Below are 21646 nucleotides of genomic sequence, written 5' to 3'. Positions count from 1 at the left end.
GTGCCCGCGTCCGCAGCCGAAGCGCAGGCACAGGAGTTGCTGGCGAGTCCAGGTTCTGCGCCAAACCGCGCGATTCAGGAGACGGCATTGCGCCGGCTAGCCCGACCCAACCGCCTGCTACCGGCCCTGGCTGCGATGTTGCTGCTGGGCGCGTGTCAGGAAGACTTGCCGCCGCTCTTTCCTGCGGACGCGGCGGGCGGATTGCGCGAACGGGCTGACCCCGACCGAGGCCGCCGGTTGATTGCCGAGCACGGCTGCACCGCGTGTCATACCGTGCCCGGCGTCAGCGGTCCGGCGTCCCGCGTCGGGCCGCCGCTGGGCAACATGGCGCGGCAGGCGTACGTTGCCGGTCTGTTGTCCAACACCCCTGAAAATCTGGTGCGCTGGCTGATGGATCCCCCTGCCGTGAATCCCCGTACGGCCATGCCCGACACCGGCCTGCATCAGGCCGACGCCGAGGACATTGCCGCCTATCTGATGCAGCGCGCGGACCGCAAGGCGAGGGCGCCATGAAGCGTTGGAAGCGCACCGCCGCCCTCACGCTCGTTGCCGCTGCCGCCACCGCAGGCGCGGTTGGCGGCGGTGTGGTGTATTTCGGCATGTACGACGTGACGGCGACGTCGCCGCACACCACGCCGGTGCACCACCTGCTGGATGTCGCGTTGACGCGGGCCGTGAAGATGCGGTCAGCGGATATCGTGCCGCCTGAGCTGGACGCCGCCGAGCGCATCCAGAACGGTTCACGTTTGTACCGCGCCCACTGCGCCCAGTGCCACGGCGGGCCGGGGGTGGCGCCGCAGCCGTACGCGCTGGGGCTGAATCCGGCGCCCGCCGCGCTCGTCGCCACCGCACGCACGCGCACGGCGGCCGAAATTTTCTGGGTCACGCGACAGGGCATCAAGATGACCGGCATGCCAGCGTGGCAGTATCGGCTGACCGACGACGAGATCTGGGACGTGGTGGCGTTTCTGCGCGTGTTGCCGGGCCTGTCCGCCGACGATTATCGGCGTGGCGATGATGGACAACCGGCGGAAAAGCCGCAGGCAAACGCCCAGCCGGCGGCCCGCGTGGGAGACGCGCGGGCCGGGCGCGATGCGCTGCAACAGTATCTTTGCGTGACGTGCCATGCAATCCCGGGCGTGCCCGGCGCGTGGAACTACGTGGGCCCGGCGCTGGATCAGATGGGCGAGCGGCCGTACATCGCGGGCGTCATGCCAAATACGCCCGCCAACATGGAGCGATGGTTGCGCAACCCGCCGGCCGTCAAACCGGGCACGGCCATGCCCGACCTGGGCGTCAGCGAACAGGATGCAAGGGATATCGCCGCGTTCCTGCGCACATTGAACGAGGGGCCGTGAAGCGTTTGCCCCCGTCATGGGGCGCCGCATGCAGGAACGGCACTTGCTCGCCTGCCAATCACCTTGATGCACCGGAGCTTTTCCATGACGCAACCGAAATCCGACAACGTCCGAGAATCCATTCCCGGCCAGCCCGACGTCAACAAAGGCGCGTTGCGCCCGTCCGGCCATGCCACGACGCCGGAGCGGGTGCCCGACGTTGATCACCCGCCACGCGCGCGCAGCCATGACCAGCCGGGCTTCGATCAGGCCGTGGCGCAGGAGGAAGCCGAGGCGCGAAGCGGCACGCTGCCTGGCAGCAACGACACGCGTCCCGCGCCGGACCGCGACGAGGAAGAGAAATGATCGTTGAAGTCTTTCAACGCGCGGATGGCCACTGGGGCTTTCGCGGCATCGCCTTGCTGGGCGTCCAGGAGGATGCCGGCTCCTATCCGACGCGCGACGACGCCGCGGCAGCCGCCCGCGTCGCCTACCCGGGCGAGACCGTCTCCGAGGTAGATGCCTCGATGGACACCCCGCCGCAGCCGCACTCGGATTGACGCCGCGCCAATAACGTGGGGCCCGCGTCCGTACCGCGCGCCCCGCGTCAATATCGCCCGGCGGCCAGCACGTCGTGCAGATATCCGTCCGCGTCTGGCCGTTCGGTAAGCATGTGCCGCACCCACGCGTCGCGTTCATGCGCGATCACGGCCAGTTCCCACACACAAGCCAGCGCGGGCGCGTTGACCGGCGCAAACGCGTCCGGCCGGGCCAACGGTGCGGAGAGCATGCGCTGGCACACGATGCCGCCGGAGATCCACCAGTCCACGAGCAGCCACACGGCCTCCTCGCCTACGTGCGCAATGCAGTAGCCAAGACCATGGGTGCGCGGACCGCCAGCGTGTTCGTCCAGGACGTCGCGCACGGCGGCGCGGACTGACGCGTTGACGGGATCGGACAGGATCGGACCCGCAGCGTTCGGGTCTCGATGGATGCCGTACGCCTTGATCGAATGACCTGCCTCGCGCCACACGCCCAGCGTGGCAATGCGGCGGGGGGAATAGGGTTCTGGAGAAAGCGTCATCTCGTGCGTTGCGGTCGGAAGATTGCGCAATTCTACTGGCGCCCGCGCGACCAGCCCAACCGCCGCGCGCCCAGCACGATGCCCGTGGCGGACACCGCCAGGCCGCCGAGGCTCAGCAGGATAAGCGCCAGGTCCCGGCCCGCACCGGCATTCAGCAGGGCGGGGGTGTCCCAGCTATGCAGGAAGTAAAAGAGCCAGCGCCCGACCCGTTGCGCGCGGGACAGGCTCAGCGCCACCTCGCCCGTGCGCAGGTCCACGTAGACGCGGTCACCGGCCGGGGTGTCGAAATCGATTCGCAGGACTGGCAGGCCCCGTGGTGCACCGCCGTTCATCGCTTCGGCGTGGCGTGCGTAGTAATAGGCGTCGTAGTGATCGAGCAACGTCGCCTGAACGGTCGCGCCGGGAAACAGGGCGCGCGCGGCGTCAAGGACCGCATCAGGCTGCCACATCGACTGCACCTGCAATGCACCATCCTCCCGGCGAACGATGCGGCTGCCGGCCGTCGCGTCGCGGGCCAGCACGTACGGCTGGCCTGCCATCCGCCGCCATTCGAGCTGAACCGGTTCAAAGCCCGCGGCGTGCAACGCCTGTAATACCGGCTGCGGGTCTGCAATCGGCGCGGCGATTGGCGCGCCCGCCATGGCTTGCCGATCAGGTCCCGGATCGGAGCCGGCGAATAGCCCGCCCGGGTTCATCGACATCAGCCCGCTGAAGATCCACGTGCAGACAAACGCGCTGAAGGCGAGACCAATGATGTGGTGCCAGCGCATCCAGGCCTCACGGTAGGGCGTGCGCGCGCCCGTCTTGTAGCGGCCGCGAAAACGCCAGCGCCAGACGCCGACGACCGTGCCGCTGACAGCCACCACGGTGCAGACGGCCGACAGTGCGATCACCATCCAGCTCCACACCGGATCGACGGAGCGGTCGCGCGCCATGTATAGCCAGTGCAGCCACGCGCCGACGTAGTTCCAGCGCTGTTGCGCGATCGGCGCGTCCAGCACGACTTCGCCCGTCGCCGAAGACACATACAGCGTGCCCGGCGCGTCGCCCTCCATGTTCACCTTGTGCAGGGGGCGATGGCGGTCCAGCCCGCGCGAATGCGTCCAGCGGTCCTCGTCGATCAGGCCCGCATACCGGGCCGTGCCCGCAGGCCAGAACGCGTGCGCCGCGGCCACGCCCATGTCCGCTGTCACCACGCCGTCAGGCCGGCCGGTGCGCGCGGACCAGGCGCGCGGGCCGTCCGGGGTTGGGACGATGTAGGTCGGCTCGCCGCGCACCGACGTCAGGACGGCAAGCGCGCCGCCTGGCCGCGCTGCGTCCAGCGGCAGATACGCGTCTGCAGCCAGCACAGGCAGGCCGGCAAACCGCTCTTCGGGCGTCAGCTTCGGGTAGCCGACATACAGCATGACGATGCCGCTGAGAAACCACACCAGCATCAGCAGGCAGCCGCCAACCCCCAGCCAGCGATGGGCCAGGTAGGTCAGCCTGCGCAGGCGCGCCTTGGCGTCCATGGTCGCGCCCGCCTCAGAAGCGGTGGTTCAACGTCAGTTCGAACCGGCGGCTCGGCCCATACATCCATTGCGTGTTGGTGTAGTAGGCCGTGGTGAAGTACGCGCGGTCAAAAACGTTGAAACCCCGGGCCGTGATGGCGGTGTCCTTGTTCACGTCCCAGCGCAGCGCCAGGTCGGTCGTGGTGTAGGACGGCAGTTCGATGGTGTTGGCGCTGTCCGCATAGCGCTTGCCCACGTAGCGCATCCCGCCCATCGCGGTCCAGCCCGGCTGGAAGTTCCAGCTTAGCCACAGATTCGCCAGGCGTTGCGGCACGTTGGGCGGGACATTGCCCGCGCGCGAGACGGCCGCCCCGCCCACCGATTCGGAGAAATCGTCGTACTTTGCCCGCAGCACGGTGGCATTGGCGTCGATCGTCCAGCCGGGCGCAACCGCCAGCGACAGCGACGTTTCCAGGCCGCGCGACGATTGCTCGCCGACCTGCACCCGCAGGCTCGGGTCGTCGGCGTCGCGCGACAGCAGATTGGTCTTGCGGATTTCGTACGCCGCCAGCGTCCACTCGCCGCGTCCATCCATGAAGTTCTGCTTCAGGCCGACCTCGATCTGCTTGCCGCGCGACAGGTCGAACGACGCGTTGGACGGGCTGATCATCAGCAGCCCGCTGACCGGATCGGCGGCTTGCGCGTACTGCGCGTAGACGGCCAGATCCGGCGTCACGTCGTACACGGTGCCGATGCGCCAACCCACGTCGGAAAACGTCTTGGACAAGGCGCGCTGATCGGTGACCAGGTCGTCGCGCGTGACCTTCGCGTGGTCGTAGCGCAGGCCGCCGATGATCGACCACTTGCTGGTCAGCGCCAGGCGGTCTTCCATGAACAGGGCAAACTGATCCGCCTTGTTGCGGTAACGCGGAATGAACGGCACGTCGCTCTGGTATTGGCCGTGATCCGGGTCATACGGATCCACCGGCCCCGAACTGCCCGTGTAGGTGTTGTTGATGTGCTTGAACGTGGCGTGGTTGACGTCGAAGCCCACCGATACCGTGTTGTCCAGGCCGGCCAGCGTGCCCTTGAAGACGGCGCTCGTGGTCAGGCCGGTCTGGGTCTGGTCATGCGTGATCTGCGTGTTGTCGGATCGGTCGATCAGGCTGGTTGCGGGGTTGTATACGTAGCGCTCGGCGTTGCGCCAGTCGCGGTCGCTCTGCACGTGATAAAGGCGTGCCCGCACGGTGGTGGCGTCGTTCGGCGTCCAGACGGTGTCCAGCTGGGTCCACTGGTCGCGAAAGCGCATGAAGCTGTCGGCGACGTTGTAGTTCTGCTTGCGCACGGCGTCATCCTGCTCGCCGTTGATCATCGGGGTGCCGAAGTACCGCATCGGGCGCTGGTAGCCGTAGGCGTAACTCAACGTCATGTTCAGGTCCGGCGTGGCGTCCCAGCGCAACGCGCCCGAAAACGTCGCATCGCCCGACTGGCCGCGGTCGACATAACCATCCGTGTAGTTGCCGCTGACATCCAGGCGATACGACAAGGTGTCGCTCAGCGCGCCGCCGCTGCCCAGTCCCAGCCGCGCCGTATCCTGCGTGCCGATCGTGGCCTGCACTTCGTTCTGGATCGGCCCGCGGGTGGGACGCTTGGGGATCACGTTGACGACGCCGCCGATCGCGCCGTCGCCGTAGATGACGGACGCGGGTCCGCGCAGCACCTCGATGCGCTCGACCGACCAGGTGTCGAACGGAAACGTCAGGCCGACGCCGCCATACTGGCGCAGTCCGTCGTACAAGCGCATGACCGACGTGCTGTCGGTGAAGCCGCGCACCGACAGGGCGCTATTGCCGTTGCCAGGGTGGGGCGCGGCCGAGAAACCGGGCGCGCGGGTAATCGCTTCGATCACGCTGGCGTCGCCGCGGGACTCGATCTGTTCCCGCGAAATGATGTCGACGCTGGCGGGCGTCTGCATGGGCGTGAGGCCAAGGTTGGAGCCGGTGGACGCCTCGGTAGTCAGCGCCGTCTCGGATCCGCCGACCACGGTGATGGGGGCGAGTGTGGCGGGAGCGGTTTGGGCGGCGGCGTTGAAAGCGGCCAGGATCAGCGTCGTGCCGAGGCACGCGTGCGTACGAACGATGGTCAAGATGACCCCTCTTCTTTTGTCTTCGACTGAATCTGCCGCCGGCCTGAAGGCCGGTCGGCAAAACGCGGGCGAAGAGGGGATGGCCGTGCAGGCAGCGCCGATGCGATGGCGCCATGAAGCTGTTCTACGGGGTTCCCGCTCTTCGCTGCCGTGCGCGGCGTCAGGCGCGCGCGCGGCGGATCAGGAAGACAGGGAAGGCGGGGCGCGTGACCCTAGCGGCGGCCCAAGAGCCGGCAGCGGCGGCGTGGCGCGGTGGACGGGAATCTCGGGCGCGGCGTAGGCGGCGCGCGCCGACAACACAGGTGCGAGCCCGGTGTCCGGCAGAATTGCGTGCGCGGCGAGGGCGCCGAAGGCGCAGGCATCTGCGGCACCATGCTTGGCGTCCGGCTCGGCCGGCAGGTCGAACGTCACGTTCATCGTGCCGCCGGCTTCGCACAGCGTCAGCATCAGCGAGGTCGTGGACGGCCCCGCCATGTAGCCGGTCGGGATGAAAGCGCGCAGCACAAAGGCGGCCATTGCCAGGCAGACGAGCAAACGCCAAGGCAGGCCGCGGGGCTGAAACGCAGAGTCCCGATGAGTCGACATGGGCGGGATTCTATTACAGAACCTCACGCATTCTGTCCGAATGGAAACGCATGCGGCGTTCGGTCGCAGGGCGCTTACTATCGATCGGGTGTGTGCATTGGAAACCCGACAGGAGTTCGCCAGGATGATGCCCCCATCGAACGACAGCCCGACCGGCACGCCGGATGGCAGGACGCAGTCAGGCTTCCCGTCTCCTTATCCGCAGGCCCCCTGGAAACTGCACGGCCATGCACTCCTGAGTGCATGGCGGGTGCCGCTGGCCGATCTGCCGCAGCAGGCGCCCGGTGATGCCCGTGTGGTCACGTTGGGACGCCATGCCATCTGCACCACGGTCTGGACCGCTTACGAGCCGGGCGGCACGCTCGCCTACAACGAGCTGCTCTTTGCGACGGCGGTGCGTCACGCGGGATTGCTGGCGCCCGCGTGCACGGTTGGGCCGATCTGGGTGGACGACGAGGCGGCCGCAGAAGGTGGCCGCAAGCTGTGGGGCATCCCGAAGCGCATCGGCGATTTCGAGCCGCTGCCCGCCTTGGGCGGACCAGGCGAGCCGGCCGCGTTGGCGCAAGCGTCGCTCGTCGCGGAAGGCCGGCCCGCCGCCAGCGTGCAATTCCGACCCGGCCTGCGCGTTGCGTTACCGCTACGATTCGTGGTCTGGACGGTTCAGGACGGGCCGGCAGGGCTGATCCGCACGCGCTGCACGCTGCGAGGAACGCTGCGTTTCGGGATCGCGCACTGGCGCATGGCCGAAGCGGGTCCGCTGGGATTTCTGGCACGGCGTCAACCGGTGGCCAGCGCATGGTTGGAACGGGTGTCGGTGTCGTTCGGGGTGTAGCCGTGCGCTATGCACGCCGGTCGAACACCACGCACGTGGTGGTGGCGTGCGCATACAGCTTGCCGTTCTCGTCCTCCACCCGCGCCTGCGCCGTGGCGATCTGCTTGCCGCTATGTATCAGCGTGGCGGCGGCGCGAAGCGGGCCACTGGATGGCGCCGCCGCACGCACGATGTTGACACTGAGTTCGACCGTCGTGTAGCGCCTGCCTTCCGGAAGCGCACTTTGGATCGCGCAACCCAATGCCGAATCCAGCAGCGTCGAGAACCAGCCGCCGTGGACGGTGCCGAACGGATTGCAATGCCGCAGTTCGGGGATGCCAAGGAACACGGCCCAGCCCGAGTCCGCTTCCACCAACGTCATGTTCGCGGTGTCGTTCATGGGCGGGTAGGGCAGCTCGCCGGCCATCATTGCGTGCAGGATCTGCAAGCCTGTCATGCCGGCGATCTGATCCGGACTGGCGATATCGGGCTTGCCCCCGCCCGTGCGCAGCCTCGCGAGTGCAGCCTGGTGCTGGGCCGTCCAGCACGTCTGTTGATTTCTGTACATACGACCCCTCGTTGTGAAGCCCCGGCGGGCGAGTGCCACGCCGCAGGCGGCGTGAATCAACCCGTCGTTACCCGGGCCGCAACAGGTTGGGAAGCGTCCTGCGCGACGTCTGGCCGGATCTTGAACCAGATGGCGTACATGGCGGGCAGGAAGACCAGCGTGATGATCGTGCCGGCGAACGTGCCGCCGATCAGGGTGTAGGCCAGCGTTCCCCAGAACACCGAGTGCGTCAACGGGATGAAAGCCAGTATCGCGGCCAGCGCAGTCAGAATCACCGGTCGCGCCCGCTGCACCGTCGCCTCGACCACCGCGTCATAGGGCGCCAGGCCTTCCTGTTCGTTGTGGTGGATCTGGCCGATCAGAATCAGCGTATTGCGCATCAGGATGCCGGACAGGGCAATCAGCCCGACCAGCGCGTTGATGCCGAACGGCTGCTGGAACAGGAGCAGTGTCGGCACAACACCGATCAGGCCGAGCGGGCTGGTCGCAAAAACCATCACCATGGCGGCGATGGATCGCACCTGCAGGATGATGATCAGCAGGGTGATGGCAATCATGATCGGAAACAGCGGCAGCATGGCAGTGCTTGCCTTCTCAGATTCCTCGATGGAGCCGGCCTGTTCGATGCGGTATCCCGCTGGCAGGTCGTTGATGACAGGTTGCAGTTGCTTGAAGATCGCGGCGGAAACGTCAGGCGGCTGAAGGCCTTCCGCGATGTCGCCGCGAACCGTAATGGTCGGCGTGCGGTCACGGCGCCGCAGGATCGGATCCTCCATTTGCACATCCACCGTGCCAACCTGCGACAGCGGCACGCGTTGGCCGTCGGCCCCCACCAGCGTCAGGCCGGCGATCTTGGCTGGATCCAGGCGGACATCACCGGCCGCTCGGCCGACCACTTCAACCGAGCGGATGTCCTCGCGAACGTTGGTGAGGGGTACGCCACTCAACAGGAACTGCAACTGTAGGGCGACCGAGCTGGAGGTCAGTCCCACCGCCTGAAGCCGGTCCTGGTCCAGCGTAAAGTGCAGAGCGGGAACCCGCGCGCCCCAATCGGTGTTTACGGTGCGCATCATGGGATCGGCGTGCATGATCGACTGGACGCGCGCGGCAATCGCGCGCAACTGGCCGGCATCAGGCCCCATGACGCGATAGGCCACCGGGAACGGCGAGGGCGGGCCGAACACGATCTGGGTGACGCGGACCTGCGCCTGCGGCGCCAGGCCGTCGGCGATGGCCTGGCGAAGCCGGAACTTGAGCGCTTCGCGTTCCTTGTCGTTGCCCGTCAGCACGACGATCTTGGCGAATGACGGGTCCGGCAGCTCGGGCGCCATGGCCAGAAAGAAGCGCGGCGCGCCTTGTCCGATGTACGCGGTGACGATCCTGGCTTCCGCCTGCTTGGCCAGCCACGCTTCGACTGTCGCAGCGGCCTCGCTGGTTTGTTCAATGGACGTGCCGTACGGCATCTGCACTTCAACGAGCACCTCGGGCCGATCCGAAGTGGGAAAGAACTGTTTGTTGACCAGACCCATGCCAACCACGGCCAGCGCAAAGACGGCGACCACCGTGCCCGCCACCAGCCATTTGCGGCCGATGACGTGCCCCAGCAGACGCCGGAACCGGTTGTAGTGGCGGGTGTCGTAGATGGCGTGGTGTCCGCCTTCGACCTTCTTGATGTCCGGCAGCATCTTCACGCCCAGATACGGCGTGAAGAACACCGCCACCACCCAGGACGCGATCAGCGCAATGCCGACGATCCAGAACATGTTGCTGGTGTACTCGCCCGCGGTGGAACGCGCGAAACCGTTCGGCATGAAGCCAACTGCGGTGACGAGCGTGCCGGACAGCATGGGGGCGGCCGTGTGGCTCCACGCATACGCCGACGCTGCGATCCGGCTGTAGCCTTCTTCCATCTTGACCACCATCATTTCGATGGCAATGATGGCGTCGTCCACCAGCAGGCCGAGCGCCAGGATCAACGAGCCAAGCGTGATGCGGTCGAAATTCTTGCCCGAGGCCGCCATGATCACGAACACCGCCGCAAGGGTCAGGGGCACGGCGGCGGCCACCACGATCCCGACGCGCCACCCCATGCTGACAAAGCACACCAGCATCACGACAAGCAGTGCGACGAAGAACTTGACCATGAACTCGTCCACCGCCGCGCTGATGTTCACGGCCTGGTCGGTGACCTTGGTCAGGCTCATCCCGAGCGGCAATGCGGTGTTGATCTTGCCGACCTCCTTCTCGAGCGCGCTGCCCAGATCCAGCCCATTCCATTCGTCGCGCATGACCACGCCCAAAAGCAGCGCGGGCTCGCCGTTATTTCGCACCAGAAACGTGGCCGGGTCTTCATACCCGCGTTCCACGGTCGCCACGTCGGCAAGCTTCAGCGTGCGTCCCCGGGCGGTGATGGGCGTCTGGCGAATCTTGTCCAGGCTGTCGAACGCGCCGTCCACGCGCAGGAACACCCGGGGACCCTTGGTCTCGATCGACCCGGCAGGCGTCAGGACGTTCTGCGCGTTGAGTGCGGCAAAAATGGCCTGTGGATCGACGCCGAGCGTAGCCAGGCGGTCATGGGAGAACGACACGAAGATGCGCTCGGGCTGCTCGCCGATGATGTTCACTTTCTTGACGCCCGGCACGTGCAGCAGTTGCTGGCGCAGCGCTTCGGCGTCGCGGGCGAGCAGACGCTGAGGCTCGCCTTTTGCCTTGAGCGCGTACAGGGCAAACGTGACGTCCGCGTACTCGTCATTGACCATGGGCCCGACTACGCCGGGAGGCAGACGTCCGGCTTCGTCGGCAAGCTTCTTGCGCGCCTGATAGAACTCTTCCTGCACCGCCTGGGGCGGTGTGCTGTCCAGCAGCGACACCATGGTGAATGCCAGGCCGGGCCGCGTGAAGGTTTCGGTCCGGTCGTACCACCGCAACTCCTGCAGCCGCTTCTCCAGCGGTTCGGCGACCTGGTCCTGCATCTCCTGTGCGGTCGCCCCGGGCCATGCGGTGACGACGGTCATCTGCTTGATGGTGAAGGGCGGATCTTCAGCACGGCCCAATTGGAAGAACGCGAGGATTCCGGCGACAGAGACGAGAAGAATAAGGAACAGCGTGATCGAGCGCTCGCGCACGGCGAGCGCAGACAGATTGAAGCGGCCTTCGCTCATCAACGCGCTCCCACGAGGTCGGCAGCCTTCTGCTCCCCGAGCCTGACCGGCTCGCCTTCATGCAGCAGATGCGCGCCCAGGGACACGACACGTTCGCCGGCCTTGAGGTCGCCGGCGACACGCGCTACATCGTCGCTCAGGCCGTGGATCTGGACGTGCCGCCGCGCCACCTGGGCCGGGGCGCCATCCACCACCACCCAGACGCCCGGGCCGGCGCCGGTGTCGAAGACCGCGCCTATCGGCACCTGCAGCAGGGGCGTGCCGTCCGGCGACTGCGGAATGTCGATCGTGACGGTGGCCCCCAACGGGGCGCGGGCCAGCGGGCCTTCCAGCACATACCTGGCCTCGAACGTCCGCGTGACCCGATCCGCCGCATCCGACAGTTGCCGCAGCGTGGCCGGGGCGGGGGACTGGCGGTCCCCGTACAGCATTGCCCGGGCGGCGGAGCCCACGGATGGCCGTAGTGTTTCGGGAAGGTGGACGATGGCTTCGCGCTGGCCGGCGCGCGCCAGCCGCACGACGGATTGCCCGGCGGCAACGACCTGTCCGGGTTCGGCCAGCGTGTCCACGACGACGCCGTCCGCGTCCGCCACCAGCACCGCATAGCTCGACGCGTTTTTCGCGACGTCGGCCCGCGCTTCGGCCGCCTTCAGGTCGGCACGCGCCGTGTCGGCCGCGGCCTTGATCTGCGCATAGGCCGACGCGGACACGGCGCCTTCTGCCACCAGGCCGCGATAGCGGGCATCGTCGTCGACCGCCTGTTTTGCGCGCGCACGCGCCGCGGCCACGGCTTCAATCTGCGCACGGGCCTGCAGGCCCAGATCTTCCGGATCCAGCCGCATGAGCGGCTGGCCGCGGGTCACCGATTGACCGGTGTCGACCAGTCGCTCCAGCACCTTCCCGGACACGCGGAATCCCAGGTCGCTTTGAACGCGCGCCGCCACCACCCCCGAAAAGGAGCGTGCGGGCGCGGATGCGGTTTGCGCCACGCCGACTCTGACAAGCGGTGGGTCGACGCGGGGATCTGACGGGGGGCTATCGCCGCATGCCGCAAGGGCGACAGGCAACAGGCAGAGGGCAAATGGGGCAAGCGGACGCCGAAGCATGGGAGACCATCCTCACAAAGAAGGTCCCCATTCTATACAAGTGACCAATAAGGTCAATGGTCACAAAAGAAAATTTACGGCGCCAGACTACGCAGGATCAGGTTCGACAACTGCACCGTGGCTTCCGCGCCATTGGCCAGGTTGTGCTGCAGGAGCAAAGGATTGATGTACGGCCGCATGACGAGATAGATGGCGTCGGCCGTTTCATCGAGGGGCGTCTTGCGTTCGAAGTCGCCGGCTTCCCGACCTTCGCGGATTACCTGCAGGATGAGGCCCTTGATGTGCGCCTCATAGGCTTGCGCGGAAGGCCACGACTCGCTGGCCGAGGTTCGCGCAATGTCGTACAGCTTGCTGTCGTGGAAGAAGAGCTGGCTGCCGGCTTCCACCAGGGCCTTGAACATGCGCCGCAGCCGGTCCGGCGCGGACCGCGCGTCGGCGACGGCCGCGTCGACGGCCACCATGATCGTGTTCAGGCGGTTGGCGCAGATGACCTCGCCGATCGCCTGCTTGGAGTCGAAGAACTTGTAGATATAGGCCTTGGAGAATCCAATGGCCTTGGCCAGGTCCGAGACGGTGGTCTTGTCGAAACCGTACAGGCCGAAGTATTCGGTGGCGGCTTCGACGATCTGATCGCGGACGTCGTGATCGGAGGGGCCTCGCGGCTGAAGGGCGGGGGATGTTGCTTTCGTCATGGGTGCAGCTTAACCCGGCGCACTTTTGTTGACAACGAGTGACCAAAACGTATTATAGTCACCCAAAATTAATAGCCTGAAGGATTCCCATGCTCGCCCGTCATTCCTTTGTCTTGCTCTGCGCCGGCGTGCTGGCCGGGTGCGCGGCAGGCCCTGATTACCACCGGCCGGAGGCGCCGCTTCCCAGCCACTACTCGCAGGCCCCCGGCCGGCAAGCCGGATCCGGGGCCGTGCAAGGCCTCGATACGTGGTGGCGCCAGTTTGACGACCCGATGCTGGCGCGATACGTGTCGTTGGCAATCGCGCAGAACCTGGACCTGGCGCAGGCGGCGGCGCGCGTGACGCAGGCGCGTGCGGGGCTGGGCGCGGCCAACGCGGCCTTGCTGCCGTCGGCTTCGGTGCGCGGCCTGGCTGCGCGGTCGCATCAGTCGCGTGAGACGCCACTGGGGCAAGTGGCCAGCACGATGCCTGGTTACGACCGCTGGGGCAACCAGTACGAAGCCAATCTTGAGGCCAGCTGGGAAGTCGATCTGTTCGGCGGCCTGCGGCGTGGCCGTGAGGCGGCCATCGCCGATTTTCAGGCCTCGGAAGCGGCAGCGATGGCCACGCAGCTCGCGGTGGCCGCGCAAACCGCGGACACATACATTGTGATCCGCAGCCTCCAGGCGCGTTTGGACATCGCACAGCGGCAGGTCAGGACGCAGCAGGATCTTGTCGCCAAGGTCGCGCTGCTGCACGAACGCGGGCTGGCTGCGCAATACCAGGTGCGTCAGGCGGATGGCGCGCTGTCGCAAGTACAGGCGACCGTTCCGGTGTTGCAGAGTGGGCTTGATGCGGCCATGAACGCCTTGGACGTCATGCTGGGGGCAGCGCCCGGCACGCATCGCGCCGAATTGGCGGCGCACGCGCCGATACCCGCCGCGCCTCGGATCGAGGAAATGGGCGCTCCCGCGGATCTGCTCCAGCGGCGGCCCGATCTGATCGCGGCCGAACGCCGGCTGGCGGCCGCCAACGCCCGTATTGGCGAGGCCATCTCCGAGTTCTACCCGAAGTTCTCGTTGAGCGGCTTGCTGGGCAGCGCCACGGCCGTGTCCAGCGGCAATCTGTTCTCCGCCGGTGCAAGCCAGTCCACGGGCGTGTTGGGACTGCGTTGGCGGCTGTTCGACTTTGGCCGCATCAACGCGCAGATCGACGGGGCAAAGGGCCAAGAGGCCGAGGCGCTGGCGGCGTATCGCCTGGCGGTACTGCATGCCACGGAAGATGTCGAGAACGCGTTTTCCGCACTGATCCACCGTGCCGAACAGTCGGCGGTGCTGACCCGCGGCGAAGACGCGCTGACGCAGGCGCGAGCGTCGTCGTTCGCGGCCTACAAGCGCGGCGCCGCCAGTCTGGTCGACGTGCTGTATGCGGACGCCTCGCTCTTGCAGGCTTCTGACGACCGGGCGCAGGCCCAAGCGGAAACCGCTCGCGCAGCGGTGGCGGCATACAAGGCGCTGGGCGGAGGCTGGCGCCCGGACGCACCAGCGCAGATCGCCACGCGCTGAACCGAAGCGCGCGGGCCTCGGCACGGACACAGGAACACGACTTGCTGCGCTGCGCTTCTCGGGCATCTGCTCGGGCCCGCAACTCACGAGGCGATCCAGTGACCCAACTCATCGAAAATCGGTACGCCCTTACCGTGCGCCCCATGCCGGCGGTATTCCTGGCCGGGATGTTTCCCTTGTTTCTCGGCGCGGCACTCGCGGATGCTGCCTATGCGCAGACTTTTCACATCCAATGGAACAATTTCGCGTCCTGGCTGCTGGTCGGCGGACTGCTGTTTGGCGCGATCGCGCTGCTGTTTGCCATCGTGGACCTGTTCAGGGCCACGCAGCGCGCGCGCGGGATCGTTCCTTATGCCGTCGTGCTGCTGGCAGCCTGGCTGGTAGGCCTGTTCAATGCGTTTCTGCACGCCCGCGACGCTTGGGCGAGCATGCCCACCGCACTGATTCTGTCTGCAGTCGGCACCGTGCTGGCGCTTGTGGCGCTCTGGCTGGGCTTCCGCACCCCGCACATCAGGGGGCCGCTATGAATCACCTACGACTGATTGCCGGAATTCCGTTGCTGGTGATGGCAGGGGTGTGCAGCGCGCAGGCCGGCGGCCAATATGGACCTTCGCCTGATCTGCCCAAACCCGAACGCGGCCTGCTGCCCGATATGGTCATTGCCAAGCCTGCCCCGTGGGGCGACAAGGTGCCGACCGTGCCCGAGGGCTACAAGATTTCGGCCATCGCCACGGATCTGAAAATTCCGCGGCAGACGCTCGTGCTGCCCAATGGCGACATCCTGGTGGCTGAGGGACGCGGCGGCAGCGCGCCCGACCTCAAGCCCAAAGACGTGATCGCGGCCGTCATCAAGGCCCGCGGCACCAGCCCGGTCAAGGGCGGCAACCGCCTGACGCTGCTGCGCGACCCGGAAGGCGATGGCACCTACGAGGCCTCCGTCTTTGCGGAGAATCTCAACGCGCCGTATGGGCTGGCGCTGGTCGGGAACCAACTGTATGTCGCCAATCAGGACGCATTGGTGCGGTTCGACTATCAGCCTGGGCAGACCAAGGCAAGCGGGCCGCCCGAAGTCGTCACGCCGCTGCCGTCGGAGATCAACCATCACTGGACGAAGGCGCTGACCGCCAGCGCCGATGGGCAGTATCTGTACGTGGGCATCGGCTCGAACAGCAACATCACCGAACGCGGTATGACGGCTGAAGCCGATCGCGCGCGGATCTGGCGCGTGAATGCCAGCACGGGTGAATACAAGACGTATGCGACCGGGCTGCGCAACCCGACCGCGCTCACGATTCAGCCCGACACCGGGCAACTGTGGGCCGTGGTCAACGAGCGCGACGAAATCGGTCCGGACCTGGTGCCCGACTATCTGACCACGGTCAAGGAAGGCGCCTTCTACGGCTGGCCTTATAGCTATTGGGGCAAGAACGTGGATGATCGCGTCCGGCCGCAGGATCCCGCGAAGGTCGCGTCGGCCATCGCGCCGGATTACGCGTTGGGCTCGCACGTCGCGGCGCTTGGCGTCGATTTCTCAGACGCTTCGATGGGGGATCGTTTTGCCAACGGCGTCTTCGTCGGCGAGCACGGAAGCTGGAACCGCAAGGACCCCGTTGGCTACAAGGTGGTCTTCGTGCCGTTCACGGACGGCCGGCCTTCGGGTCCGCCTGTGGATTTCGTCGCGGGCTTTCGCGACAGCGACGGCACGACGCGCGGCCGTCCGGTTGGCGTGACCGTAGATCCGAAGGGCGCGCTCATCGTGGCCGACGACCTGTCGAACACGATCTGGCGAGTCACCCCGGCGCAGCCGGCGCAGCCGCCCAAGCCGGTCGCTGCGGCGCGGCCCTGACAAGTCATCCCCCAGGCCTCCCGCGCGACGCATCGCATCGTCGGGAGGCCACGCAACAGGAGCACACATGGCAACACTTCAAGACGTCAACATCGCCATTCTGGCTGTCGATGGGTTCGAGCAGGTCGAACTCACCAGCCCTCGTCATCGTCTGCACGAGGAGGGCGCGCGCACAGTGCTGGTGTCCGCCCGCACCGATCCGATCCAGGGCTTTCATCACGACAAGCCGGGCGACCGGTTTCCGGTGGATCTGACCTTTCTGCAGGCCGCCTCCGAGCCGGAGGTCTTTGACGCCTTGCTGTTGCCCGGCGGCGTGGTCAATGCCGATGAAATCCGTATGCAGCCCAAGGCGCAGGAGCTGGTGCGCGCATGCTTTGACGCGGGCAAGCCCGTCGCCGTCATTTGCCACGGCGCCTGGCTGCTGATTTCCGCCGGCGTGGTGAAGGGTCGCAAGATGACCAGTTGGCCGTCGCTGCAGGACGACCTGCGCAATGCGGGCGTTGAGTGGGTGGATGAAGAGGCCGTCGTCGACGGCGTATTGGTGTCCAGCCGCAAGCCGGATGATATTCCGGCGTTCAATGAGGCCTTCATCGGCGTGCTGCGCAAAGCGGTCGAAGGGCGTGATCGCAAATAGGCTGGCCGGTGGCGAGCGCGGGGGGTTAACAGAAGACGCATCGGGAGGCGCCGCGAAGGGGCCCTCGAAGCCGCCCCGTAAGCTGCCGCGGCGGATGTGGCTACGTACGCTTCAACGCAACGGTCACCAGTACCGACGCGTTCTCCAGCGCAAAAAGCGAATGCGGCGCTCGGCCGGGCAGGTACATCAGGCGGCCGGCATCCAGGATATGCGTGGCGCCGCCGGTCGAGACCTCGACGCTGCCCTCCAGGCATTGAAGGGTGATTTCGCCCTCGACGTCATGCGAGGGCATTGTCTTGCCCGCCAGCAGCACCAGCCGCATGACCTCCAGATCCTCGGACTTGAAAAGCGCGACCGACTGCTTCTGCGCAAGCGCCGCGCCATAGGGCTTCAGATCGATGACCTGTCCGGGATCCGCGTGTTTCAGGGCCATGATGACTTCCTTCGCTGGGAGATGGATGGACCAACGATACCCCAGGCTAGCGCAGCGCGGCCGATCAGTTGATCTTGATGCCGCGTTCCTTGACCAGGTCCTTCCATTGCGCCGTTTCCTTGGCCAGGTGGTCGCGCAGTGCGTCGGGCGTGCTGCCGATGGACTCGGCCCCGATCGAATCGAGCGTCGCCTTCACTTTGGCATCCGCCAACGCCGTGCGCATGGCATCGTTCAGCTTGGCCACCACATCCGGTGGCGTGCCCGCAGGCGCGAAGGCGGCGAACCAGGGCATCAGTTCATAGCCTGGCACGCCCGCTTCCTGCAGGGTCGGCACGTCGGGCAGGGCGGCCGAGCGCTTGGTGGTGGTGACGCCCAACGCACGCAGCTTGCCGGTCGCGATGTGGGGCTTGGCGGACGTGATGCTGTCGAACATGTAGTCAACCTGCCCGCCCAACAGGTCCGCGACGGCCGGGCCGCTGCCCTTGTACGGCACGTGCAGCATGTCCACGCCCGTCATTGACACGAACATTTCACCGGCCAGGTGGATCGACGTGCCGACCCCGGCGGACGCGTACGTGTAGTGCTTGGGCTGGGCCTTTGCCTTGGCGATCACGTCCTGCACGCTCGTCGCGCCGGTGCGTTCAGGATTGGTGACCAGCACGTTCGGCACCACGGCCAGCAGCGAGATCGGCGCGAAGTCCTTGATGGGGTTGTAATTCAGGTCCTGGTACAGCGCGGGATTCACGGCCATGCCGTTGGCCACGATCAGGATGGTGTAGCCGTCCGGCTTGGCGCGCGCGACGGCAGCCGCGCCGATATTGCCGCCCGCGCCCGCGCGGTTTTCCACGATGAACGACGTATTCAGCTGCTTGCCCATGGATTCGCCAAGCGTGCGCGCGATGCTGTCCATGGCGCCGCCCGGCGGGAAGGGCACGATCCACTTCACCGGGTGGTCGGGATAGGCATCGGCGTGCGCCGCCGCCGCGCCAGCCAGTAGCGACGCGGCCAGCAAGGCGCGGGCGAAGGGTTTGAAGGCGGGGCGCAGGCGCATGAAAGTCTCCGTGTTCTTGAATTATGGGCGGCGATGCGGAACCGATTCATACTCTGGCTGGCCGCGCTTGAACGATGGAGGCAGTATCGCTTGCCTTTTTCCAAGGCGTCCAAGACTATATGGGTTTTAATTGATACCTTCAGGGTCTTAATCGTCATGGAACTCAGGCACTTGCGCTATTTCCAGGCCGTGGCCGAGGCCGGCAGTTTCACGCAGGCGGCCGCGCGGCTGCACATCGCGCAGCCGCCGCTCAGCCGCCAGATCAAGCAACTGGAGGAAGAATTGGGCGTGCTCCTGTTCGAACGCACCACGCGCGCCCTACGCCTGACCGAGGCGGGCCGCTTTCTGCTCGAGCAATCGCGCCTGTTGACCGCGCGGCTGGACGAAGTGCTGGAAGGCACGCGCCGGTTGGGTCAAACGGAGCGCCGCTGGTTCGGCATCGGCTTCGTGCCGTCCACGCTGTACGGCTTCGTGCCGGAACTGATCCGGTTGCTGCGCAGCGCGGACGAACGGGTCGAAGTGGGCCTGATGGAAATGAACACGTTGCCGCAGCTCGAAGCGCTGAAGGCAGGCCGCATCGACCTGGGCATCGGCCGCATCCTGCTGGATGACCCGGCGATCGAACGCCGCGTGCTCATGACCGAACCCTTGATGGCCGCCGTGCCGCTGCATCACCCGCTGGCGGGCCAGGGCAGCGTCTCGGTCGACCGGCTGGCGCGCGAGCCCTTCGTCCTGTATCCGGCGCGGCCGCGGCCCAACTACGCGGATCACGTGCTGGGACTCTTTCGCGCCGCCGGCCATTCGCTGCAGGTCGCGCAAGAGGCCAACGAGCTGCAGACCGCCATCGGGCTGGTTGCGGCGGGGCTGGGCGTCACGGTCGTCCCCGCGTCGGTGCAGCGCCTGCAACGCCAGGACGTGGCGCATGTGCGGATCGAAGCCGACGCGTTTGTGTCGCCCGTGATCGTCAGTTATCGCAAGGATGATGCGTCGGTGTTCCTGGCGCGGGCGCTGGAACTGGCGGGGGAGCTTGCAAAGGGGTAGGGGCGGCAGGGATGACCTGCCGCGCTATCGTCCGCCCGCAGGCGAATACGCGCCCACCAGTTCGATGATCCAGTCGATAAAGGCGCGCAGTTTGGCGCTGACGTGGCGGTTGGGCGGGAACGCCACGTACATCGGCATCGGGTCCATCCGCCAGTCTTCGAACACCGGAACCAATTCGCCTTGTGCAAGATGCGGCGCGGACATGTAATCCGGCAGCCACATCACGCCCATGCCGGCCAGACCGGCCGCCAGGTAGGCATTGCCGTCGTCCACGGCCAGCACGTAACGGCCGTGCACGTTGACGACTTCGTTGCCGCGGCGCATGGCATAGGGCAGCGCGCGGCCCGTGCGTTGCCACAGAAAACCGACGATGCGATGGTGCGTGTCCTCAAGCTCGCGCGGGTGTGCAGGCTTGCCGGCCAGTTTCAGATAAGAGGGCGCGGCATAGACGCCCAATCGTAGATCACCGACACGGCGGGCCATCAAGGATTGATCGGTCAGCTCCCCGCCGCGCACCACGCAGTCGACGTTTTCGCCGATCAGGTCGACGATGCGGTCGCTGACGCCCATGTCGAGCTGGATGTCGGGATAGCGCGCGTGAAAGGCCGGCAATGCCGGCACCAGCACCATGCGCGCCAGCGGGCTGGGCACGTCCACGCGCAGGCGGCCACGCGGCGCTTCGGCGGCGCTGGACAGGCTGGTCTCGGCGTCGTCCATGTCGGCCAACAGCTTGATCACACGCTCGTAGTACGCCGCGCCGTCGGCCGTGACGTTGACCTTGCGCGTGGTGCGGTTCAAGAGGCGCACGCGCAGCCGCGCCTCGAGCTGCTGCACAAGCTGCGTGACGCTGGTCTTGCTCATGTGCAGGGTTTCGGCCGCCTTGGTGAAGCTGCCGGTCTCCACCACGCGCGCAAACGCGGTCATTGCGTCAAATCGGTCCATGGCTGCTCCGGTTGGGATCGGGATTGTTTGGATTCTACAAATAGTGATGGATGAAGTTGGCCGTTTATCCGCGCGGCGGGCGCTTTTACAGTTCGCCTATGTCAACGCGGGCGGTCCGAAGCCCCTTCATTTGGAGAATCCCATGAACAACCGTGACGTCGTGTTTCCTCCTCATCGCCACGCGCTTTACGAGCGCAACCGTTATTCGCCGGCCGTGCGTTCCAACGGCTTTCTGTTCGTGTCCGGCCAGGTCGGCAGCCGCGACGACGGCTCGCCCGAGCCCGATCTGCGGCAGCAGGTGCGGCTGGCTTTCCAGAACCTGAACGCCATTCTGCACGCGGCGGGCGCGTCGTTCGACGACGTGGTCGACGTGACGGTCTTCATGATCGATCCGCAGTCGCAGTTCGAGACCATGTGGGAAGTGGTGCCCGAGTTCTGGGGCGAGGCGCCGTTTCCGAACATCACGGCGGTGGGGGTGACCTGGCTTTATGGATTCCAGTTCGAGATCAAGGTCATCGCCAAACTGCCGGAGGGCGCGACGGCTTGAGCGTGCGGCCGGCCGGCGGCCGGACCGCTGGCCGGATCATGACCGGCCCATGATGGGATCATGACCGCCGGAAGACGACGACCTTGCTGGTCAGCTTCTGCAGCGGTTCATCCCGCTGGTTCGACGTGACGGATTCCACGACCACGATGGCGCGATCGGGTTTGGAACGGGACGGCGTGATGCTCAGCACCGTGCTCGTCACCTTCACTACGTCGTCGGGGCGGGTGGGCTGCGGCCAGACCACTTCGGCCCCAGCGCCAATCACGCCGCGCGCCACGGGAAAGCTTTCGACCAGCAGCTTCATGGTCAGCGCCGCCGTGTGCCAGCCGCTGGCCGCCAGGCCCTGGAATAGCGTGTCACGCGCGGCGTCCGGATCCAGGTGAAAGGGCTGCGGGTCGAATTGCGAGGCAAAGGCAATGATCTGCGCCGCGTCCAGGGCGTGGCTCTTGCTGACGAAGATGTCTCCGACGGACAAGTCTTCAAGATAGATCAGCGGCGGCTTGCGGGTATCGGTCATTAACGGCTCCGGCGGTCGACAGGTGGGTGGGGCATTATGGGCGCGCGCCCGCCACTCCCGCAATGCCGCGGGCGATGACCGTTGCCAAAATCGGGTCCATAATCGGCATGT

General features: G+C 66.4%; 23 protein-coding genes. 11 read left to right on the top strand and 12 right to left on the bottom strand.

Annotated elements, in window-relative coordinates; genetic code table 11:
• Positions 1 to 87 precede the first annotated feature (87 nt).
• The 4 genes from B2W22_RS07135 to B2W22_RS07120 all read left to right on the top strand — a co-directional run bounded on the left by B2W22_RS07135 (position 88) and on the right by B2W22_RS07120 (position 1897).
• A complete protein-coding gene (locus B2W22_RS07135; RefSeq protein WP_286936874.1) occupies positions 88 to 513 on the top strand; it encodes a c-type cytochrome in 426 nt (141 codons plus the stop codon).
• On the top strand, positions 510 to 1358 hold the full coding sequence (locus B2W22_RS07130; protein WP_286936872.1) for a c-type cytochrome: 849 nt from the start codon (positions 510 to 512) through the stop codon (positions 1356 to 1358). The genes B2W22_RS07135 and B2W22_RS07130 overlap by 4 nt, the downstream gene beginning before the upstream one ends.
• 84 nt (positions 1359 to 1442) lie before the next feature.
• Positions 1443 to 1703, top strand: a complete 261-nt coding sequence (locus B2W22_RS07125; protein ID WP_286936870.1) for a hypothetical protein — start codon at positions 1443 to 1445, stop codon at positions 1701 to 1703.
• Positions 1700 to 1897, top strand: a complete 198-nt coding sequence (locus B2W22_RS07120) for a hypothetical protein (protein WP_286936867.1) — start codon at positions 1700 to 1702, stop codon at positions 1895 to 1897. Before B2W22_RS07125 ends, B2W22_RS07120 begins: the two co-directional genes overlap by 4 nt.
• 47 nt (positions 1898 to 1944) lie before the next feature.
• Here B2W22_RS07120 and B2W22_RS07115 read toward each other — a convergent pair whose 3' ends face one another.
• The 4 genes from B2W22_RS07115 to B2W22_RS07100 form a co-directional block, all read right to left on the bottom strand.
• Positions 1945 to 2421 (bottom strand): hypothetical protein, encoded by a 477-nt coding sequence (locus B2W22_RS07115; protein ID WP_286936865.1) that lies wholly within the window; start codon positions 2419 to 2421, stop codon positions 1945 to 1947.
• 32 nt (positions 2422 to 2453) lie between these two features.
• A complete protein-coding gene (locus tag B2W22_RS07110; RefSeq protein WP_286936864.1) occupies positions 2454 to 3932 on the bottom strand; it encodes a PepSY domain-containing protein in 1479 nt (492 codons plus the stop codon).
• A gap of 13 nt (positions 3933 to 3945) precedes the next feature.
• On the bottom strand, positions 3946 to 6057 hold the full coding sequence (locus tag B2W22_RS07105) for a TonB-dependent receptor (RefSeq protein WP_414631942.1): 2112 nt from the start codon (positions 6055 to 6057) through the stop codon (positions 3946 to 3948).
• 180 nt (positions 6058 to 6237) lie between these two features.
• Complete coding sequence (locus tag B2W22_RS07100; protein WP_286936862.1) at positions 6238 to 6642, bottom strand: DUF2946 family protein; 405 nt, start codon at positions 6640 to 6642, stop codon at positions 6238 to 6240.
• 124 nt (positions 6643 to 6766) lie between these two features.
• Between B2W22_RS07100 and B2W22_RS07095 the strand changes: the two genes are divergently transcribed.
• A complete protein-coding gene (locus tag B2W22_RS07095) occupies positions 6767 to 7474 on the top strand; it encodes an acetoacetate decarboxylase family protein (protein ID WP_286936860.1) in 708 nt (235 codons plus the stop codon).
• Between the two features lie 7 nt (positions 7475 to 7481).
• Here the strand turns inward: B2W22_RS07095 and B2W22_RS07090 are convergent, their stop codons facing one another.
• The 4 genes from B2W22_RS07090 to B2W22_RS07075 form a co-directional block, all read right to left on the bottom strand.
• A complete protein-coding gene (locus tag B2W22_RS07090; RefSeq protein ID WP_286936857.1) occupies positions 7482 to 8021 on the bottom strand; it encodes a PaaI family thioesterase in 540 nt (179 codons plus the stop codon).
• Between the two features lie 56 nt (positions 8022 to 8077).
• On the bottom strand, positions 8078 to 11182 hold the full coding sequence (locus B2W22_RS07085) for an efflux RND transporter permease subunit (RefSeq protein ID WP_286936855.1): 3105 nt from the start codon (positions 11180 to 11182) through the stop codon (positions 8078 to 8080).
• Positions 11182 to 12288: an efflux RND transporter periplasmic adaptor subunit gene (locus tag B2W22_RS07080; RefSeq protein ID WP_286936853.1), complete on the bottom strand. Its 1107-nt coding sequence runs from the start codon at positions 12286 to 12288 to the stop codon at positions 11182 to 11184. The genes B2W22_RS07085 and B2W22_RS07080 overlap by 1 nt, the downstream gene beginning before the upstream one ends.
• Before the next feature lie 74 nt (positions 12289 to 12362).
• Complete coding sequence (locus B2W22_RS07075) at positions 12363 to 12980, bottom strand: TetR/AcrR family transcriptional regulator (RefSeq protein ID WP_175121340.1); 618 nt, start codon at positions 12978 to 12980, stop codon at positions 12363 to 12365.
• Between the two features lie 89 nt (positions 12981 to 13069).
• On the opposite strand from B2W22_RS07075, the gene B2W22_RS07070 reads away from it, so the two are divergent.
• From B2W22_RS07070 to B2W22_RS07055, 4 genes are all read left to right on the top strand, one after another.
• Positions 13070 to 14524, top strand: coding sequence for an efflux transporter outer membrane subunit (locus B2W22_RS07070; protein WP_286936852.1), 1455 nt, complete (start codon positions 13070 to 13072; stop codon positions 14522 to 14524).
• Between the two features lie 98 nt (positions 14525 to 14622).
• Entirely contained in the window at positions 14623 to 15051 is a 429-nt protein-coding gene (locus B2W22_RS07065; RefSeq protein ID WP_217481027.1) for a DUF2231 domain-containing protein, read from the top strand.
• On the top strand, positions 15048 to 16370 hold the full coding sequence (locus B2W22_RS07060) for a PQQ-dependent sugar dehydrogenase (protein WP_239212736.1): 1323 nt from the start codon (positions 15048 to 15050) through the stop codon (positions 16368 to 16370). Before B2W22_RS07065 ends, B2W22_RS07060 begins: the two co-directional genes overlap by 4 nt.
• Positions 16371 to 16437: 67 nt before the next feature.
• Positions 16438 to 17004 carry a type 1 glutamine amidotransferase domain-containing protein gene (locus B2W22_RS07055; protein ID WP_286936849.1) on the top strand — a complete coding sequence of 189 codons (567 nt, stop codon included), beginning with the start codon at positions 16438 to 16440 and terminating at the stop codon, positions 17002 to 17004.
• Positions 17005 to 17104: 100 nt separating this feature from the next.
• Here B2W22_RS07055 and B2W22_RS07050 read toward each other — a convergent pair whose 3' ends face one another.
• Together B2W22_RS07050 and B2W22_RS07045 are read right to left on the bottom strand one after the other, a co-directional pair.
• A complete protein-coding gene (locus B2W22_RS07050) occupies positions 17105 to 17437 on the bottom strand; it encodes a cupin domain-containing protein (protein ID WP_175121344.1) in 333 nt (110 codons plus the stop codon).
• A 64-nt stretch (positions 17438 to 17501) separates the two neighbouring features.
• Positions 17502 to 18488 (bottom strand): tripartite tricarboxylate transporter substrate binding protein, encoded by a 987-nt coding sequence (locus B2W22_RS07045; RefSeq protein WP_286936846.1) that lies wholly within the window; start codon positions 18486 to 18488, stop codon positions 17502 to 17504.
• A gap of 156 nt (positions 18489 to 18644) precedes the next feature.
• On the opposite strand from B2W22_RS07045, the gene B2W22_RS07040 reads away from it, so the two are divergent.
• Positions 18645 to 19529 carry a LysR family transcriptional regulator gene (locus B2W22_RS07040; RefSeq protein ID WP_175121346.1) on the top strand — a complete coding sequence of 295 codons (885 nt, stop codon included), beginning with the start codon at positions 18645 to 18647 and terminating at the stop codon, positions 19527 to 19529.
• A 24-nt stretch (positions 19530 to 19553) separates the two neighbouring features.
• On the opposite strand, the gene B2W22_RS07035 is transcribed toward B2W22_RS07040, so the two are convergent.
• Positions 19554 to 20471, bottom strand: coding sequence for a LysR family transcriptional regulator (locus B2W22_RS07035; RefSeq protein WP_175121347.1), 918 nt, complete (start codon positions 20469 to 20471; stop codon positions 19554 to 19556).
• A gap of 142 nt (positions 20472 to 20613) precedes the next feature.
• On the opposite strand from B2W22_RS07035, the gene B2W22_RS07030 reads away from it, so the two are divergent.
• Complete coding sequence (locus B2W22_RS07030; protein WP_286936844.1) at positions 20614 to 21018, top strand: RidA family protein; 405 nt, start codon at positions 20614 to 20616, stop codon at positions 21016 to 21018.
• Between the two features lie 58 nt (positions 21019 to 21076).
• Here the strand turns inward: B2W22_RS07030 and B2W22_RS07025 are convergent, their stop codons facing one another.
• Positions 21077 to 21535: a MaoC family dehydratase gene (locus B2W22_RS07025; RefSeq protein ID WP_175121349.1), complete on the bottom strand. Its 459-nt coding sequence runs from the start codon at positions 21533 to 21535 to the stop codon at positions 21077 to 21079.
• Positions 21536 to 21646 lie beyond the last annotated feature (111 nt).

Source organism: Achromobacter sp. UBA4530 (assembly GCF_002388205.1).
In the GTDB taxonomy this organism is placed as follows: domain Bacteria; phylum Pseudomonadota; class Gammaproteobacteria; order Burkholderiales; family Burkholderiaceae_B; genus Achromobacter; species Achromobacter animicus.
Note: the sequence above shows the minus strand (reverse complement) of the source record. Positions and strands in the feature narration are given on the sequence as shown.